This window comes from Streptomyces sp. TN58 (genome assembly GCF_001941845.1).
In the GTDB taxonomy this organism is placed as follows: Bacteria; Actinomycetota; Actinomycetes; order Streptomycetales; family Streptomycetaceae; genus Streptomyces.
This window is the reverse complement of sequence record NZ_CP018870.1, coordinates 6,900,087-6,915,227: the sequence shown is the minus strand read 5'-3', so window position 1 is coordinate 6,915,227 and position 15,141 is coordinate 6,900,087. Positions and strand designations below refer to the sequence as shown.

Below are 15,141 nucleotides of genomic sequence, written 5' to 3'. Positions count from 1 at the left end.
GTCCTGCGCCGGGCGGCGACTCGTACACTGACGCAATGGGGGACCACACGGCCACCGGGATCCGTGCACGTCCGGCGCCCGCCTTGCGGCAGTACGTCGACTCGTACGTCGGCTTCGACCTCCGCGGGCTCCCGACGGGGGTGCACTGCGGACCGCCGAGCCGCGCGCTGACTGCGGTGATCAGCCTGTCGGATCCTCTGGAGGTGGCGGCGGGCGTTGACGGCGCGTCACCGGTCACCCGGTTCGGCAGCCTGGCCGGCGGTCTGATGTGCCGGTCCGTCGCGATCCACCACGACGGACGCGAGGAGGGTGTTCGGATATCGCTGACACCGCTCGGGGCCCGGGCCGTCTACGGCATGCCCGCCGCCGAGCTCGCCCACCGGCTGGTCCCACTCGACGAACTTCTCGGAGCGCTTGCCGTCGAGCTGGTCGACCGGCTCCGATCGGCGACGACGTGGCCGGCGCGGTTCGCCGCGCTGGACGAACTGCTCCTGCGAGCTGTCGGCCGCGGCCCCTGCGGCGACCGTGTGCGCCGGGTGCGCCCCGAGGTGGCCGAGGCGTGGCGCCGCCTCGTCGCCGCGCGGGGTTGCGTCCAGGTCGGTGCGGTCGCCGCGGAACTCGGCTGGAGCCGCCGGTACCTGACCGAGCGGTTTCGCGGTGAGGTCGGCCTGTCGCCGAAGACCTTCGCCCGAGTCCTGCGCTTCGAGCACGCGCACGAACTGGCGGCGGTGCGGGACCCTCTCCCGTGGAGCCATGTGGCAACCGCCTCCGGCTACGCCGACCAGGCCCATCTCGTCCGGGACTGGCGCGAGTTCACGGGCCGGTCGCCGACGGTCTGGCGTCGCGGCGAAGTCCTCCTCGGAGCCGGGTAGCCGAGCCGCCGAACAGCCGAGCCGTCTGCCCGTCGCGCCGGCTTCCCTTCCCTTTTGTTCAAGACGGCCCCGATCGCTGTCGTGGACGATCGTCGGCATGAGACTCCTCAATCACGAACGCGATGCCGTGGACCTGCGGACCACCCCGGTGCACCTCGGACTGGGATCGAGAGCGCAACCCGTCGAGGGCTTCGCCTGGGACCCGGAAGTGCTCCAGGCCTACAGCGCCGCGGTCGCGGCGGACGGCGCCGAGGGCCGGATGGTGATGATCTTCGACGGCGACGGGCCCGGCGACCACTGGGAGAGTCACCCCGCAGGCGACGAACTGGTCGTCTGCCTCAGCGGGTCCGTGACGGTCACCCGCGACGTGGACGGGGTGCCCGACCGCGTTCTGCTCGGACCGGGCGAGGCCACCGTCAACCCGGCGGGGGTATGGCACGTGGTCGACATGGAGGGGCCTGCGTCCATCCTGGCCGTCACCGCGCCCCTCGGCACCGACCACCGTCCTCGGACCGCCACCCGTCCTCGGACCGACACCCGCCCGACCGAACGCGCCGGCACGCCCAGCCCGCAGGCAGCGCCGTGACGACACGCGTCGCGTGCCTCGGCGACAGCCTCACCCGCGCGCAGTTCAGTGCCGACTACCTGGAACTGCTCGGACGACGGCTCCCTCCCGGTGACGTACGGCCTGCGCGCTTCGGCGCCAACGGCGACTTCGCCTACAACCTTTTGCAGCGCCTCGATGCCGTGGTCCGGAACCCGCCCGATGTGATCACCGTGCTGATCGGGACCAACGACGCCCGAGCGAGCCTGGCCGGCTACCCCGTCGAGCAGGCCATGAAGCGCAAGCAGCTCCCCGACCGCCCGTCGGCAGGCTGGTTCCAACAGTGCCTGGGAGCCGTCGTAGCACGGCTGCGAGCGGAGACGGACGCGACGATCGGCCTGCTGTCGCTCCCGGTGCTCGGCCAACAACCGGACGGAGCAGCGGCACAGGCGTCGCAGGCGTACAGCCGGATGATCGCGGAGGTCGCCGCCACCGACGGGGTGGCCTACCTTCCGCTCCACGAGCGCCAGACCGAGGAACTGCGCCAAGCGGACCCGCCGCCGATCCCGTACCGGGAGGCGACGCCCGCGGCGGTCGTCGGTGTCCTCTTCCAGCATGCGGTGCTGCGCCGCAGCCTGGACACGATCTCGCGGCGGCGAGGCCTCCTACTCACGACCGACCACATCCACCAGAACAGTCGCGGCGCCACCCATATCGCCGAGGTCATCGACGCCGGACTGCTGCCCCGCAGCCCGTAGCCCGACGTCATCCGAGCGGGACCCGCTCTGGAGCCAAGGGCTCGGCATTCAGATGGGCTGCGATGCGCGTGACGGTCCGAGCGTTGTCCTCGAACAGATGCGCCTGCATGCCCGCCGCCCGGGCGGCCTCGACGTTGACTGCGACATCATCGATGAACAGGCAGTTTTCCGGCCGCACATCCAAGCTGGCGCATGCCGCTTCGAAGGCCCGCAGGTCGGGCTTCTCGACACCGATCTCGTGTGAGTAGACGATCTGTTCCACCAGTTCGTCGAAGTGGTACAGCGTCGCCTCCCGCTCCCGGGCACCGACGAAGCTGTTGCTCAGGATGCCCAGTCTGCAGCTTCCGCGCAGCCCTTGCACATGGGCGATCAACTCCTCGTTCGGCGTCCCCAGATACTCCGCCCAGAGATCAGCCATGAAGGCTTCGACCTGGGGGTCGTCGAGACCCAGACGGGCTGCCACCTGCTCGTGCACTTCTCGTTCGCCGATGCTCCCAACGCTCCCAGCCCGCCACACGTCGTGCATCCGTTCGCGGACAGTGCCGAGAGGCAGCCTCAGCCGCTCTTCCCACCGTTGCACCCATCCCGTTTCCGGCGTGATCTCCAACACGCCGCCGATGTCGAGAATGACGCAGGTCGCGGTCACGCCGACTCCCCCTCTTCGTCCTGGTCTGACCAGCGAGCACACCGCCCGCTCATGTGATCGAGACACTGTCGTCTCTCCCACCGGGGCAAGATCAAGCGATCTTCGAAGCTGTGACAGCCCTGTCACAAGGCGCTGCCTTGAAAACTCGCTTCCGTCCCCTGGAGCGGTACGCCCGTTTCTCACCCGGATGCCCCGTCCAGCGGGCGGGCGGGGGGTGCCGGGGCCTTGACTGGGAGGTCCGGAACACCCTTGGAGGCGTGGTGGCTACGGTCGCGTGGATGCGTGGTGCGGCAGGTGCGGTGCTGGCGGCGGTGGTGCTCGGCGCCGCCGGCTGCTCGGGCGGCGACGGCGACCCGGGCGGGGCCGTGTCCAGTGCCGCGTCCGCGGTGAAGTCGGCCGGCGAGGCGGTCTCGTCGGCCGCGTCCGAGGCCGCGAAGGCCGCCGAGTCCGCTGCCGCCGTCGCGAAGGACAAGCTCGCCGAGGTCAAGGACGGCGTGGACGCCAAGGATCAGGTGTCCCTGGGCACCGTGGCCACCGGCGGGGATGGCTACACGACGGTCCCCGTGACCGTGCGGAACACCGACGACGCGGCCAAGTCCTTCGCCGTGCAGGTGGAGTTCAAGGACGAGAGCGGCAACCTCGTCGACACCGTGGTGGTGACGGTCTCCGACGTCCCCGGGAAGGGTACGGGCCAGGGCACGGCCCGGAGCACGCACAAGCTGTCCGGCACGGTGTCGGCGCAGACCGCCAGGGCTCTGCGCTACTGAGCCGCGCCCGCGGGCATCCCGCGCGCGTCCACCGGGAGCTATAACGCCGAGGCGCGCGCTAACCTCCCGCCATGATTGACATGGACATGAGGCGAGTGGGGTTCCGCGGACGCCTGCGCGGTGCGCTGCGGAGGGGGCAGACCCCCCGGCCCTCCCCCCGGTACCACCGGCGCACCGCGGTGTGCCTGCTCCTGCCGGCGCTGCTGGGCACGGCGACCACGGCCACCGCCTCCACCGCCGGCACCGCGACGACGACCCGCGCCGCCCCGGTAGGCGCCCTCGCCGACCTCGCGGCCGCCCGCTGGGGCGACCGGCGCCTGGACGAGGTCTCCTTCCTGACCACCCACAACGCCTTCACCAACTACGAGGACTCCCGCTGGAGTTCCGTCAACCAGTCCGAATCAGTGCGCGCACAGCTCGAAGGCGGCGTCCGCGGCCTCAGCCTGGACACCCACTGGTACGAGCGCAGCACCTGGCTGTGCGTCATCAGCTTCGGCAGCGACTGCTACCCGAGCGACGTGTACCTGTGCCACGGCGACTGCAAGACCTTCGCGGGTGCCACCTACGCGCTGCCCCGCCAGTCCTTCCACGGCACCATGCAGACGGTGGTGGACTTCCTCGCCGCGCACCCGCAGGAGATCGTGACCGTGTTCCTGGAGGACTACGTGGGCGCCGACCAGCTGGGCGGGTCCCTGGGCCGGGTCAGGGGGCTGTCCGACATGGTGTTCAGGCCGGACGAGTGGGGCGTGCGGCAGAAGGGCTGGCCCAAGGCCGCCGACCTGGTCACCTCCGGCAAGCGGCTGCTGATCTTCTCGGACCGGTCGGACCGCGAACACCTGGGCGTCATGTACGACAGGTCCTGGACGGTGAGCAACTACTGGAGCCTGGGCGACCTGGGCAACGACACGTCCTGCGTGAGCCGTTGGCCGGACGTGCCCCTGGACCGGCAGGAGCCCGGCTTCCGGCGACTGTTCACGATGAGCCATCACCGCAACGTGCCCACCGTGCTGACGGCGGCGCTGGACAACGGCGCGAAGCTCAGGAACCGCATCGCCGAGCGGTGCCGGCCCGCGGCCGGCGGCCGCGCGCCGAACTTCGTCTCGGTCGACTTCCACCGCCTGTCGGACAGCAGCGGCCACACCCCCGCCTCGATCGTCGCCGAACTCAACTCCGGCTCCTGATCCTTCCCGCCCCGGCTCGCGCCCTGTCGGGCGCGGCCGGGTTCGGGCAGGATGGCCGGGCGCCCCGCCCGGTCCCGCGCGCTCCCCGGAGGTCCCCCTGTGACGTGGCACGACGAGCAGGCACGGCGTGACGAGCTGTACCGCGACCCGTACCCGCTGTACGACCGCGCCCGCCGGGCCGAAGGGCTCACGTACGTGCCCGAGTTCGACGCGTGGCTGGTCGCGCGCGACCGCGACGTACGGGAGGTGCTGCTGCGCGCGGAGGACTTCTCCTCCGCGAACGCCCTGCTCCCGGACGTCCCGCCGGCGGAGCTGTCGGAGGCGGCGCTGGCCGTCCTGTCGCGGGGGTTCGGGCCCCGGCCCACGGTCGTGTCCTCGGACGGCGCCGCCCACCGCCGGCACCGGGCCCCGCTCAACCGGGGGCTGTCGGCCGGGCGGGTGGCGGCGCTGGTCCCGTACGCGCGGGCGTGCGCCGCGGAGCTGGTGGACGGCTTCGCGGCGGACGGATCCGCGGATCTGGTGGAGGCGTACGCGCGGCGGCTGCCGGGGATGGTGGTGGGGCGGCTGATCGGGCTGGACCCGGCCGACGTGCCCGCGGCCGTGCTCGGCGGCTACCGGGCCGAGGAGCTTCTGTTCCGTCCGCTGCCCCCGGAGGGACAGGCGGCCGCGGCCGAGGACGTGGTCGCGCTCCAGCACCTGCTGGACGGGTACGTGCGCGACCGGCGCGACCGGCCGCGGGACGACCTGTGCTCGGCCATGGTGTCCGATCTCGCCCCCGGTACGGGCGAGCTCACCCTGGAGCAGCGCCACGAGTTGGTGACGAGCCTGCAGAACCTGCTGATCGCGGGATTCCTCACCACCGGAGCCCTCATCGGCACGGCACTGATGCACCTGCTCGACGAGGACCGGCGGCAGTGGCGGATGCTCTGCGCCGATCCGTCGCTGATCCCGGCGGCGGTGGAGGAGGCGGCCCGCCACGACACCGCCATCCAGGCCTTCCGGCGGACCACCACCCGGCCGGTCGCCCTCGGCGGCAGCGAGCTGCCCGCCGGGGCCGCCGTGCTGGTGGCGTACGGTGCGGCCAATCGCGACGGGGAGCGCTACGAACGGGCCGGCGAGTTCGACATCACCCGGCCCGTGAACCGCCGGCACCTCGCCTTCGGGCACGGCCCGCACGGCTGCCCCGGATCCCGGCTCGCGCGCGAGCAGCTGCGGCTGACGCTGGAGCTGCTGACGAGCCGCCTGCCGGGGCTGCGCCCGGACCCCGGCCGTCCCCGGCCGCGGATGCGGCCCACCCTGATCCACCGCTCGCCGGAGGCGCTGCACGCCGTCTGGTGAGTCGCGCCCTGCGGGCCGGGCAACCTTACGGGGGCCGATCGCGTCCTCGGTTACAGGACCCGTCGGCCGCGACGGCGCGCGCACCGCTGAGAGGACATGTGATGAGTGAGAAGGCCCGGCGGTTGTTCGACGCCCTCGACCTCGACCAGGACGGCACCCTGACACGCGCCGAGGTCATCGGCGCCCTGCGCTCCAAGGGGCCCACGCTCGCCGCGCAGGGAGCGATCCCGTTCTGGGGTGTGGGGGACACCGAGGACTCCTCGGCCCTCTTCGACGCGGCCGACCAGAACGGCGACCGTGTGCTGAGCTTCGAGGAGTTCGCGGCCGTCGTCGACCGCCGCTTCGGCTGGTAGCCGCTCCGGTGCCCGTTCGTCCCGCGTGCGGCTCCCGCCGGGCGGCGGGAGAATGGCGCATGGGCGACGGGGCGTCCACGCGGGCGGTTACGGCCCCGGCCGGCCCGCGGCGCGGCACGGCACGGCACGGCCGACCGGACGGGGCGGACGAGTCAGGTGATCGCACATGTGCCGGTGGCTGGCGTATTCGGGAACCCCCGTGCTGCTCGACACCATCCTGTACAAACCCGCCCACTCGCTGATCGACCAGAGCCTCCACTCCAAGCTGGGTGTGGAGACGACCAACGGTGACGGTTTCGGCGTCGGGTGGTATCCGGACGGCGGCAGTGGCGACGGCACCCCCGCCCTGATGAGGGACGTCGGTCCCGCGTGGAACAACCGCAACCTGCGGGAGCTGTCGGACCATGTCACCTCGCCGGTGTTCTTCGCCCACATCCGGGCGTCGACGGGCACGGCGGTGCAGCAGACGAACTGCCATCCCTTCCGCCACGGCCGCTGGATGTGGATGCACAACGGAGCCATCGCCGGCTTCCACACGATGCGGCGGGACCTCGCCCTGCTCGTCGATCCCGCGCTGTACGGGGAGATCGAGGGCACGACGGACTCCGAGGTGATGTTCTACCTGGCGCTCACCCTCGGCCTGGAGGAGGACCCGCCGGGCGCCGTCGCCAGGATGGTGGGGGTGGTGGAGCGGGTCGGCCGGGAACACGGTGTGGAGCATCCGATGCAGATGACGGTGGCCGTCACCAACGGCGTCGCGGTGTGGGCCTTCCGCTATTCCAGCGAGGGCGCGTCCCGGTCGCTGTTCTACAGCAGCCGGGTGGAGACGCTGCGCAGGCTGCACCCCGACATGCGCTTCCTGCAGGGCGTGTCCGACGAGACCCGCCTGGTGGTGTCCGAGCCGCTCGGCGACCTGCCCGGGGCGTGGAACGAGGTGCCGGAGAGCAGTTACGGGATCGTGCAGCCGGGTGCGGACGGGCTGTACCCCTTCACCCCGCTGGCCGCCTGACGCCGGGGCGGTCCGCGGCCGGCGCCGCGGGCGCGAGCGGTCCCCCGGCAGGGTCCGGCAGGGGTGCGGCCGCGGACGTGGCGACGCGGGGCAGGGCGTAGGGGTGCTTCTCCGCCAGCCATCCGACCAGTTGCTCGCGTACCTCGCAGCGGGCCGTCCACAGCCGGTCCGCGTCCTCGGCCGTGACGATGGCCCGGACCACGATGGTGGTGGGGGTGGCGTCGGTGACGGCCAGGTTCCAGCCTCGGCCGTCCCAGGCCTCGCAGCCGTCCAGGATCTCCTTCAGCTTCTCGCGCATGAGGGGGACGGGGGCGGTGTGGTCGCAGTGGAGGAAGACCGTGCCGGTCATCTGGACGCCGCCGCGCGACCAGTTCTCGAAGGGCCGCGAGGTGAAGTACGAGACGGGCATGGTGATCCGGCGCTCGTCCCAGGTGCGCACGGCGATCAGGGTGAGCGTCACCTCCTCGACGACACCCCACTCCCCGTCGACGACGACGGTGTCCCCGATGCGCACCATGTCGCCGAAGGCGATCTGGAAGCCGGCGAAGAGGTTTCCGAGAGTGGACTGGGCGGCCACGCCCGCGACGATGCCGATGACGCCGGCCGAGGCGAGCACGGACGTGCCGACGGCCTTGAAGGCGGGGAAGGTGAGCAGCATCGCGGCCGCCGCGACCACGGCGACGACGGCGGTGACGATCCTTCTGATGAGCGTGACCTGTGTGCGGACCCGGCGTACGCGTGAGGGGTCGCGGGTGCCCAACGCGTAGCGGGCGTAGGAGGATTCCACTATGGCGGAGGCGACGCCGACGACGCACCACGCTCCCGCGCCGATCAGCACGAGCGTCAGGGTCCGGCCCACGGCGGCCTCGTGGTCGTGCAGCGGCCGCCATTCGATCTGCCGGTACGCGCCGCGCAGCACCGCCGTGAACAGCAGCACCCGCAACGCCGGTCCGCGGCGGCGGAGCATGTGCCACAGGGGTGTTTCGTGGTGGCGGTCGTCGGCGCGCCGCAGCAGCAGGTCGGTGAGGCGGCCCACGACGAGGGTGAGCACGGCGGAGCCGCCGAGGACGGCCAGCAGTCGGATGAAGCTGTTCATGACTCCCCGGTGTCAGGTCTCGGGAACGGGTCGGGGCGGCCGGGCGGTGACGGCCGCCCGGCCCCCTGAGGTCCTCCGACCGCCGGTCAGTCGCGCAGCATCTCCTCGCGCAGGTTCTCCAGGGTGCGGGTGAGCAGGCGGGAGACGTGCATCTGGGAGAGGCCGACCTCCTCGCCGATCTCCGCCTGGGTCATCTCCTGGCCGAAGCGCAGCTCCAGGATGCGGGTGCTGCGCTCGTCGAGGCCGGCGAGCAGGGGCCCGAGGGCCTGGCGGTCCTCGACGGCCTCCAGCGCGGGGTCGAGGCCGCCGACGGTCTCGGCGAGGGAGCGGGCGGACTGGCCGCCCGCCGCGGCACCGGTGCCGCCGGCTTCGGTCTGGGGTGCGTCGAGGGACTGGGTGGAGTAGGCGTTCGCCGCCACCAGGCCCTCGCGGACCTCGTCCTCGGTGAGGCCCAGGTGGGCGGCCAGTTCCGCCGGGGTGGGCGCGTGGTCCGTCTCGGAGGTCAGCTCCTCCGTGGCCTTCGCGAGCAGCAGGCGCTGCTCCTGGAGCCGGCGCGGGACCCGCACGGCCCAGGTCGCGTCGCGGAAGTGGCGCTTGATCTCCCCGGTGATGTAGGGCAGGGCGAGCGTCGTGAACTGGGTGTTGCGTTCCGGGTCGTAGCGGTCGATGGCCTTGATGAGGCCGATGATGCCGACCTGGACGATGTCCTCGTTCTCGGGTCCGCCGGGACGGTCACGGAACGGGCGGGCTGCGAAGTTCACCAGTGAGATGTTCATCTCGATCAGCGTGCCGCGCACGTACTGGTACTCGCGGGTGCCTTCCTCCAGGCTCCGCAGCCGCTCGAAGAACACCCGGGTCAGCTGCCGGGCGTCGACGGTCGACAGTTCCCGCGGGCAGGGCACCTCGGGCAGCCCGCTGAGCGCGGGGCCCTCCGCGGCGCCGTCGGCGGGGGTTCGGTCCGTCGTGGGAGGCGTCGCCGAGGTGGTGGCCTCGGTCGTGGCCGTCATGGTCATCGTCGCTCCTTGGGCACAGGTGCTTGCGGCGCGTAGCGCGATCTGGGTCGCTCGTTGCTCGGTCGGTGCGGAAGTCCCCTTCCGCTCCCCTGCACCCTGCCGGGAGCCCGGACACACGTCAAGTTATACCGGAAAAACTTTTCGGGATTTGATTTTCGCGATTCGCCCCTCAAGAATGTCGGAGTGGAGAACGAGCACGCGGGTTCCCGTCGGAACCAATGGACCTTTCTGACGAACCACGCCCGGGTCCTGATCGCCATCGCGCGCGACCCGGGGATCCGGCTGCGCGACATCGCGGCGGGCTGCGACCTCACCGAGCGCACCGTGCAGGGGATCGTCACCGACCTGGAGACGGACGGGTACCTCACCCGGACCCGTGACGGGCGGCGCAACCGCTACGCCATAGCCCCCGGCGCGCGCTTCCGGCACCCGGCGGAGGCCGGCCGTGAGATCGCCGGCCTCCTGGCCTACCTCGCGGGGCCGTCCGCCGCCCCGGCGGCGCCTGGCCCCGGCCCGGCGGACGGCGTCCCGGACGACAGGGCCCTCCCGCTGGTGTGACCTCCGCGGCTGTGACGGCTACGGGGCCACCTTGCAGGCGGTCACGGCGGTGCCGTTCGTCACACCGCCGCCCTTGGTGAGGGTCGTCACGCACCCCTCGTGGTCACCGCTCTGCCCGGTGAAGCAGGCCGTCCTGACGTAGGACGGGGCCTCGCCGCCCCGCAGCTCCCGCTCGACCTCGTTGATGCAGGCCGTGACGTCCGCGTGCGCGGCGGGGGCCGTGAGGGCCGTGCCGCCGAGTGCGAGGGCCAGGCCGGTGAGGACACCGGCGACATGTGTCGACGTACGCATGGAACACACCCGCTCTCAGGGTTCACCGCTGCTTTCGGGATGCGCGGTCCCGGGCCCCTTTACGCCTCCGGGTCCGCAGGCGACCGCCGACGGGGCCCGCGGCCTGGCGTGCGGCCACCGGGCCGGCTCAGCCGGACCTCCCCCTCCTTCGACGCTAGAGCAGCCGCCCGGCGCACGCACCCGGGCCGGTCACGGCACTACCGGTCCGCGAGCAGGCCCTCGAAGAATCCCCAGTCCAGGTGCTCCGCCTCGCGGCCGGGCGGGACCCCCGCCCATGTCCTGTCCAGCCAGGACTCCAGCCCCGCCCGGTCCAGCAGGAAGAGGGCGTACGGCGGCTCGGCCCCCAGCCGCAGGAGGACCTGCCCCTGGCGGCCCGGGCCGGCGCACGGCCGGATCCGGACCTCTCCCGTTCCCGCCAGGGTGCGCAGGCCCCTGGCGAGGAGGTCGCGGCCGATCACCCAGGTCACGTCGTCGGCCCCCACCGGGTGGAAGGCGACCTCGACCTCCAGCGGGCTCTCGGACGACCAGCGGAACGTGGCCCGCAGGGGGAAGCGCAGCCGGGTCCGCACCTGGTGGATCTCGGTCGTCCAGGTCAGGTCCTGCTCGGGGACGTGGGGCCGGTGGTCCATGATGACTCGTCTCTGCGGGAGGGCGGCGGACGGCCGGGCGGCGGTGGGGCGCGCCGCCCGGCCGGAGCGGCACGGCGGCACGGCAGCGGCGACGGCGCGGCGGCGCGACGACACGGGTGCCGTGGTTCGCGTCTGCTCGTTCGTCCGCGTCCGAAACAGCGGGATCCGGACATGCGCCCGGACGGCCGCTCGGACAGGGGCACGGCCAGAGGCCCGGGTGCGGCCGCTCGCGGGCCATTGGGGGGAACGGCGGACGTGTCGGCCGCCGGACCGCACCGGCCCGCGCGGATAGTCGTGTCGGGCACTCTCGACCGTCCGCGGTCCGCGGCGGCATGCCCGCGCCGAAGTCGTCGCAGAAGAGGGCCGAAGATGAACAAGTCCGTACTGATGTGTGTGCTGGCCGCAGGGCTGGCGCTCGGCCCGATGGGCGGCGCCGGGTGGGCCGCCCCGCAGCCTGGGGCCGCGCCGGCCGCCGCCGCGCCCCGGGCCGCGTACCCGGTGGGCGAGGTGGTCTCGGACGCGCCGCTCCACGTACGCGCGAGGCCGACGGTCTACTCCGGGGTCGTCAAGTCGCTGCGCCCCGGTCAGCGGGTGCTCCTCAGGTGCCAGGCGCGCGGCGGATGGGTGGACGGCAACCCCCTCTGGTACCGCCTCCAGGGCGCCAACGGCTGGGTCTCGGCCCGCTTCGTCCACGACCACCAGCCCGTCCGCCCCTGCTGACGGCCGACGGGCACGCCGGGCAGAGGCTAGGCCGTGCCTGACACATTGCGCCGTCCGCCCGCAGGGCGGGGCGTGCGGCGTCCGGTGCGTGCGATCGCAAGGCGGAGGATCATCCTTGTACTGGGCGTACTTGGATGACTCCGACAACGCAGCGAGTGTGCGTGCCGGGCGCCGCGCGCCCGGCGGGATTTGTCAGACACGGCCTGGGGTCTGTGTCGAGTTGCCCCGCGGCGTCGCGACGCCGCGGGGCAACTCGATACAGACCCTAGTGCCGCGGTTTGCCGGCCTCGCGGCCGTCGACGTACGTCGCCACCACGTCGATGCCGCCGATGCGCGATACGTCCACGCGCCGCGGGTCGTCGCCCAGGACGGTCAGGTCGGCGCGCTTGCCCGGGGTGAGGCTGCCTGCGGTGTCCTCCCAGCGGCAGGCGTGGGCGCCCGCGACCGTGTAGGCGTGGAGGGCCTCGTCGACGGTGATCGCCTCGGCCGGGCCGATCCGGCGGCCGGACTCGCAGGCGCGCTCGACCATGAACTGGACGGCGCGCAGCGGGGAGCCGTCCGTGACCGGGCGGTCGGAGCTGCCGACCAGGGTGATGCCGTGGTCCAGGAAGCCCCGGCCGCGGTAGAGCCAGGGGGCCCGCTCCTCGCCCATGACGGCCGCGTAGTCGTCGCCGAAGCTTCGCAGGAAGTTGGGCTGTACCACGGCGCTGACGCCCAGCCGCGCGAAGCGCGGGAGCTGGTCGGGGCGGATCAGGCCGGCGTGCTCGATGCGGTGCCGGGCGTCGGGCCGGGGCCGCAGGCGCTGGGCCTCCTCCAGGGCGTCCAGGGCCACGTCGGCGGCCCGGTCGCCGATGGCGTGCACGGCGAGCTGCCAGCCGGCGAGGTGGCCGTCGACGATCGTCCGGGCGAGGACGTCGGGGTCGTCCTGCAACTGGCCGGCATGGTCCAGGCCTTCGTACGGGGCGCTGAGGGCTGCGGTGCGGGCCATCATCCCGCCGTCGGTGAAGACCTTGAGCGCGCCCACGGACAGCCAGTCGTCGCCGAATCCGGTGCGCAGGCCGAGATCGAGCGCCCTGGGGATGCCGTCGGCCTCGTGTGCGCCGGCCGGACGCAGCCGGTCGGCGGAGACCATCAGCTGGACGCGTAGCGGCAGCAGGCCCTTCTCGCGGGCGAGTTGGTAGGCGCCGAGTTCGACCGGGGTGTGCCCGAAGAGGGCGCCACCGATGCCCGCCTCGGCGCAGGCGGTGATGCCCTCGGCCAGACAGGTGCGGGCGGCGCGCCCGATGGCCTCGGCCAACTCCTCCTGGGAGTAGGGCAGTCGTAGGGCGCGGGCGGCTCCCATGGCGCCCTCGGTGAGGAAGCCGTCCTCGTGCGGGACGTCCGCGGGCAGCAGGTCGAGGACGGCGGTGTTGACGACGCAGCCGTGCCCGGAGTCGTGGAGCACGTACAGCTTGTGGCCCCGGCTGACCCCGTCGAGCTCCGAGGCGGTCAGGTGGCGGCCCAGCGCCCGCTGGTCGTAGCCGACGACGCTCACCCAGGATCCGGGCGCGTCCTTGCGGGCGACCGCCTCGGCCACGACGGCGAGGGCGTCCTCGATCCGGGTGCGGCCGGCCATGCTGGGGGTGTTCTCCTTGAAACCGGTCCAGGGCAGGTGCACATGGGCGTCGATGAACCCGGGGAGCACGGTGGCCCCCTGGAGGTCGACCACCTCGCGGGCGGGCAGGGCGGCGACCGCGCCGTCCAGGCCGACGATCCGGCCCCGCCAGATGCCGAGTTCGCGGGCGACCGGGTGGTCCGGGTCCATGGTGAGGAAGCGGGCGTTGGTCAGCCGGGTGCAGAGCATCGGGCGGGCCCCCAGAGAGGTCGGCCGGCGCGGCCGGCGGTGTGCGGGACGGCGAAGCGGAGGCGGAGGCGGGGTGGAGGGTCAGGCGTCCGCCGTCCGGGCGAGGGACCGGGGCCGCAGATCGGTCCAGTTCGCCTCGACGAAGTCCAGGCACGCCGCCCGGGTGTTCTCGCCCAGGGCGATCGTCCATCCGCCGGGCACGTCGGCGAAGGACGGCCAGAGCGAGTGCTGGCCCTCGTCGTTCACCAGGACGAGGAAGCGGCCCTCGTCGTCGTCGAAGGGGTTGGTGCTCACGGTCGTTGCCTCCCCGGAACGTCGGGATTAGGTTAGGCTCGCCTAATTGCATCGAGCTTAGTCTCTCCCCTTGCCGCTCACAAGGAGACCCGCATGCGCCTGCCCGACACCGTCCCCGGCCAAGGCGCGGATGCGCAGGGCGAGTTCGCCCCGTACGGACTGCCCGGCGAACCCGGGTCGGAGGAGTTCTGGGCGGCTGCGGCAGGCCCGGCGTCCGTCCCCGCCGGGGACGGCGGGTGGGTGACGCTGTTCCTGTGGCGCGGCTCCCCGGCGAGTGTCGTCTTCGAGAGCTGGTCGCATCCGGTGGCGCTGCGCCGGTGGGCGGACACCGACTGCTGGTACGCACAGGTCCGCATGCCGGCGCGGCTGCGGGTCACGTACCGGTTCCTCGCGCAGGGCGCGGAGTGCCCCGACCCGTTCAACCCGGCCGGTGCGGGCGGTGACCGGTCCCTCGCCGCGACCCCGGACGTCCCCGCCCAGCCGTACTGGCCCGCCCTCGGCGCCGACCCGGTGCTTCCGCTTCCGTCCACCCGGGTCCGCTGGACGAGCGGGCGCCTGGGCGGGCGGCGCACCGTACGGGTCCATCCGGCGGGCGGGGGCGGCCCGTTGGTGCTGCTCCTCGACGGCGACGACTGGCTGTACCTGCATCCGGCCATGACGGCGTTCGACGCGGCCGTCGCGGCGGGCGGGATGCCTCCCGCCACCCTGGTCTTCCTGCCGACGAGGGACCGGGAGGCCGAGTTCGGATGCCGGCCCGAGCTGTGGGAGGCGGTACGGGAGGAACTGCTGCCGCTGGTGGTGCGGACGGGCCTGCCGGTGGACGCGGACCGCCTGGTGGTCGCCGGGCAGAGCCTGGGCGGACTGAGCGCCATGTACGCGGCTCTGGAGTTCCCGGACCTGGTGTCGCGGGTCGCCTGCCAGTCCCCGTCGTTCTGGTGGGCGCCCGGCGCCGCGGACCTGGCGGACCCGCTGGGCGGTCCGCTCGGCGGCGCCGTCGCGGCGCGGCTGCGCGAGCGCGCCGACCTGTCGGGACTGCGGGTCGCCTTCGACGTGGGGGAACACGAGACGCGGATGCTGCCCCACTGCGCACTGGTCGAGACCTTGGCCGCCCGGGCGGGCGCGGCCGTACGCGTGTCGCGCTCGCCCTCCGCCCACGACCGGGCGGGCTGGCGCCACGCCCTGCTGCGGGACGTGGCGTGGGCCCTGGGGTGACGCGGGCGGCCGGCCCC

18 protein-coding genes are annotated in these 15,141 nt (G+C 73.1%); 11 read left to right on the top strand and 7 right to left on the bottom strand.

The features are described from left to right. Positions 1–35 precede the first annotated feature (35 nt). The 3 genes from BSL84_RS31250 (at position 36) to BSL84_RS31240 (ending at position 2,174) form a co-directional block, all read left to right on the top strand. Positions 36–872: an AraC family transcriptional regulator gene (locus tag BSL84_RS31250; RefSeq protein WP_045322725.1), complete on the top strand. Its 837-nt coding sequence runs from the start codon at positions 36–38 to the stop codon at positions 870–872. Between the two features lie 97 nt (positions 873–969). Beyond that, positions 970–1,458: a cupin domain-containing protein gene (locus BSL84_RS31245; RefSeq protein WP_045322724.1), complete on the top strand. Its 489-nt coding sequence runs from the start codon at positions 970–972 to the stop codon at positions 1,456–1,458. Next, the gene (locus BSL84_RS31240) at positions 1,455–2,174 is read left to right on the top strand and encodes an SGNH/GDSL hydrolase family protein (protein ID WP_030027305.1); all 720 of its coding nucleotides are present in this window, start codon (positions 1,455–1,457) and stop codon (positions 2,172–2,174) included. The genes BSL84_RS31245 and BSL84_RS31240 overlap by 4 nt, the downstream gene beginning before the upstream one ends. Positions 2,175–2,181: 7 nt before the next feature. Here BSL84_RS31240 and BSL84_RS31235 read toward each other — a convergent pair whose 3' ends face one another. Next, positions 2,182–2,820 (bottom strand): HAD family hydrolase, encoded by a 639-nt coding sequence (locus BSL84_RS31235; protein WP_045322723.1) that lies wholly within the window; start codon positions 2,818–2,820, stop codon positions 2,182–2,184. Between the two features lie 278 nt (positions 2,821–3,098). Here BSL84_RS31235 and BSL84_RS31230 point away from each other — a divergent pair, with 278 nt between their 5' ends. From BSL84_RS31230 to BSL84_RS31210, 5 genes are all read left to right on the top strand, one after another. Beyond that, the gene (locus BSL84_RS31230) at positions 3,099–3,587 is read left to right on the top strand and encodes a hypothetical protein (protein ID WP_030027307.1); all 489 of its coding nucleotides are present in this window, start codon (positions 3,099–3,101) and stop codon (positions 3,585–3,587) included. Between the two features lie 71 nt (positions 3,588–3,658). Further along, the gene (locus BSL84_RS31225) at positions 3,659–4,768 is read left to right on the top strand and encodes a PI-PLC domain-containing protein (protein WP_159393598.1); all 1,110 of its coding nucleotides are present in this window, start codon (positions 3,659–3,661) and stop codon (positions 4,766–4,768) included. A gap of 99 nt (positions 4,769–4,867) precedes the next feature. Then, a complete protein-coding gene (locus BSL84_RS31220; RefSeq protein ID WP_030027309.1) occupies positions 4,868–6,106 on the top strand; it encodes a cytochrome P450 in 1,239 nt (412 codons plus the stop codon). 101 nt (positions 6,107–6,207) lie between these two features. Then, positions 6,208–6,459 carry an EF-hand domain-containing protein gene (locus tag BSL84_RS31215; RefSeq protein ID WP_030027310.1) on the top strand — a complete coding sequence of 84 codons (252 nt, stop codon included), beginning with the start codon at positions 6,208–6,210 and terminating at the stop codon, positions 6,457–6,459. A gap of 166 nt (positions 6,460–6,625) precedes the next feature. Beyond that, the gene (locus BSL84_RS31210; protein WP_030027311.1) at positions 6,626–7,468 is read left to right on the top strand and encodes a class II glutamine amidotransferase; all 843 of its coding nucleotides are present in this window, start codon (positions 6,626–6,628) and stop codon (positions 7,466–7,468) included. On the opposite strand, the gene BSL84_RS31205 is transcribed toward BSL84_RS31210, so the two are convergent. Further along, positions 7,449–8,564: a mechanosensitive ion channel family protein gene (locus tag BSL84_RS31205; protein ID WP_075971726.1), complete on the bottom strand. Its 1,116-nt coding sequence runs from the start codon at positions 8,562–8,564 to the stop codon at positions 7,449–7,451. The genes BSL84_RS31210 and BSL84_RS31205 overlap by 20 nt on opposite strands. Before the next feature lie 86 nt (positions 8,565–8,650). After that, positions 8,651–9,571: a SigB/SigF/SigG family RNA polymerase sigma factor gene (locus BSL84_RS31200; protein ID WP_030027313.1), complete on the bottom strand. Its 921-nt coding sequence runs from the start codon at positions 9,569–9,571 to the stop codon at positions 8,651–8,653. A 189-nt stretch (positions 9,572–9,760) separates the two neighbouring features. On the opposite strand from BSL84_RS31200, the gene BSL84_RS31195 reads away from it, so the two are divergent. Further along, a complete protein-coding gene (locus BSL84_RS31195; RefSeq protein WP_051873095.1) occupies positions 9,761–10,135 on the top strand; it encodes a helix-turn-helix transcriptional regulator in 375 nt (124 codons plus the stop codon). Between the two features lie 18 nt (positions 10,136–10,153). Here the strand turns inward: BSL84_RS31195 and BSL84_RS31190 are convergent, their stop codons facing one another. Together BSL84_RS31190 and BSL84_RS31185 are read right to left on the bottom strand one after the other, a co-directional pair. Continuing rightward, entirely contained in the window at positions 10,154–10,426 is a 273-nt protein-coding gene (locus tag BSL84_RS31190; RefSeq protein WP_030027315.1) for a hypothetical protein, read from the bottom strand. A gap of 197 nt (positions 10,427–10,623) precedes the next feature. Further along, positions 10,624–11,055 (bottom strand): SsgA family sporulation/cell division regulator, encoded by a 432-nt coding sequence (locus BSL84_RS31185; RefSeq protein ID WP_159393597.1) that lies wholly within the window; start codon positions 11,053–11,055, stop codon positions 10,624–10,626. Positions 11,056–11,424: 369 nt separating this feature from the next. Here BSL84_RS31185 and BSL84_RS36685 point away from each other — a divergent pair, with 369 nt between their 5' ends. After that, a complete protein-coding gene (locus BSL84_RS36685; protein WP_051873498.1) occupies positions 11,425–11,775 on the top strand; it encodes an SH3 domain-containing protein in 351 nt (116 codons plus the stop codon). Positions 11,776–12,040: 265 nt separating this feature from the next. Here BSL84_RS36685 and BSL84_RS31175 read toward each other — a convergent pair whose 3' ends face one another. Both BSL84_RS31175 and BSL84_RS31170 read right to left on the bottom strand, forming a co-directional pair. Beyond that, positions 12,041–13,618 (bottom strand): amidohydrolase, encoded by a 1,578-nt coding sequence (locus BSL84_RS31175; RefSeq protein ID WP_030031550.1) that lies wholly within the window; start codon positions 13,616–13,618, stop codon positions 12,041–12,043. A gap of 81 nt (positions 13,619–13,699) precedes the next feature. Then, entirely contained in the window at positions 13,700–13,912 is a 213-nt protein-coding gene (locus BSL84_RS31170; RefSeq protein WP_030031549.1) for an MbtH family protein, read from the bottom strand. A 93-nt stretch (positions 13,913–14,005) separates the two neighbouring features. Between BSL84_RS31170 and BSL84_RS31165 the strand changes: the two genes are divergently transcribed. Beyond that, on the top strand, positions 14,006–15,124 hold the full coding sequence (locus tag BSL84_RS31165; RefSeq protein ID WP_075971724.1) for an alpha/beta hydrolase-fold protein: 1,119 nt from the start codon (positions 14,006–14,008) through the stop codon (positions 15,122–15,124). Positions 15,125–15,141 lie beyond the last annotated feature (17 nt).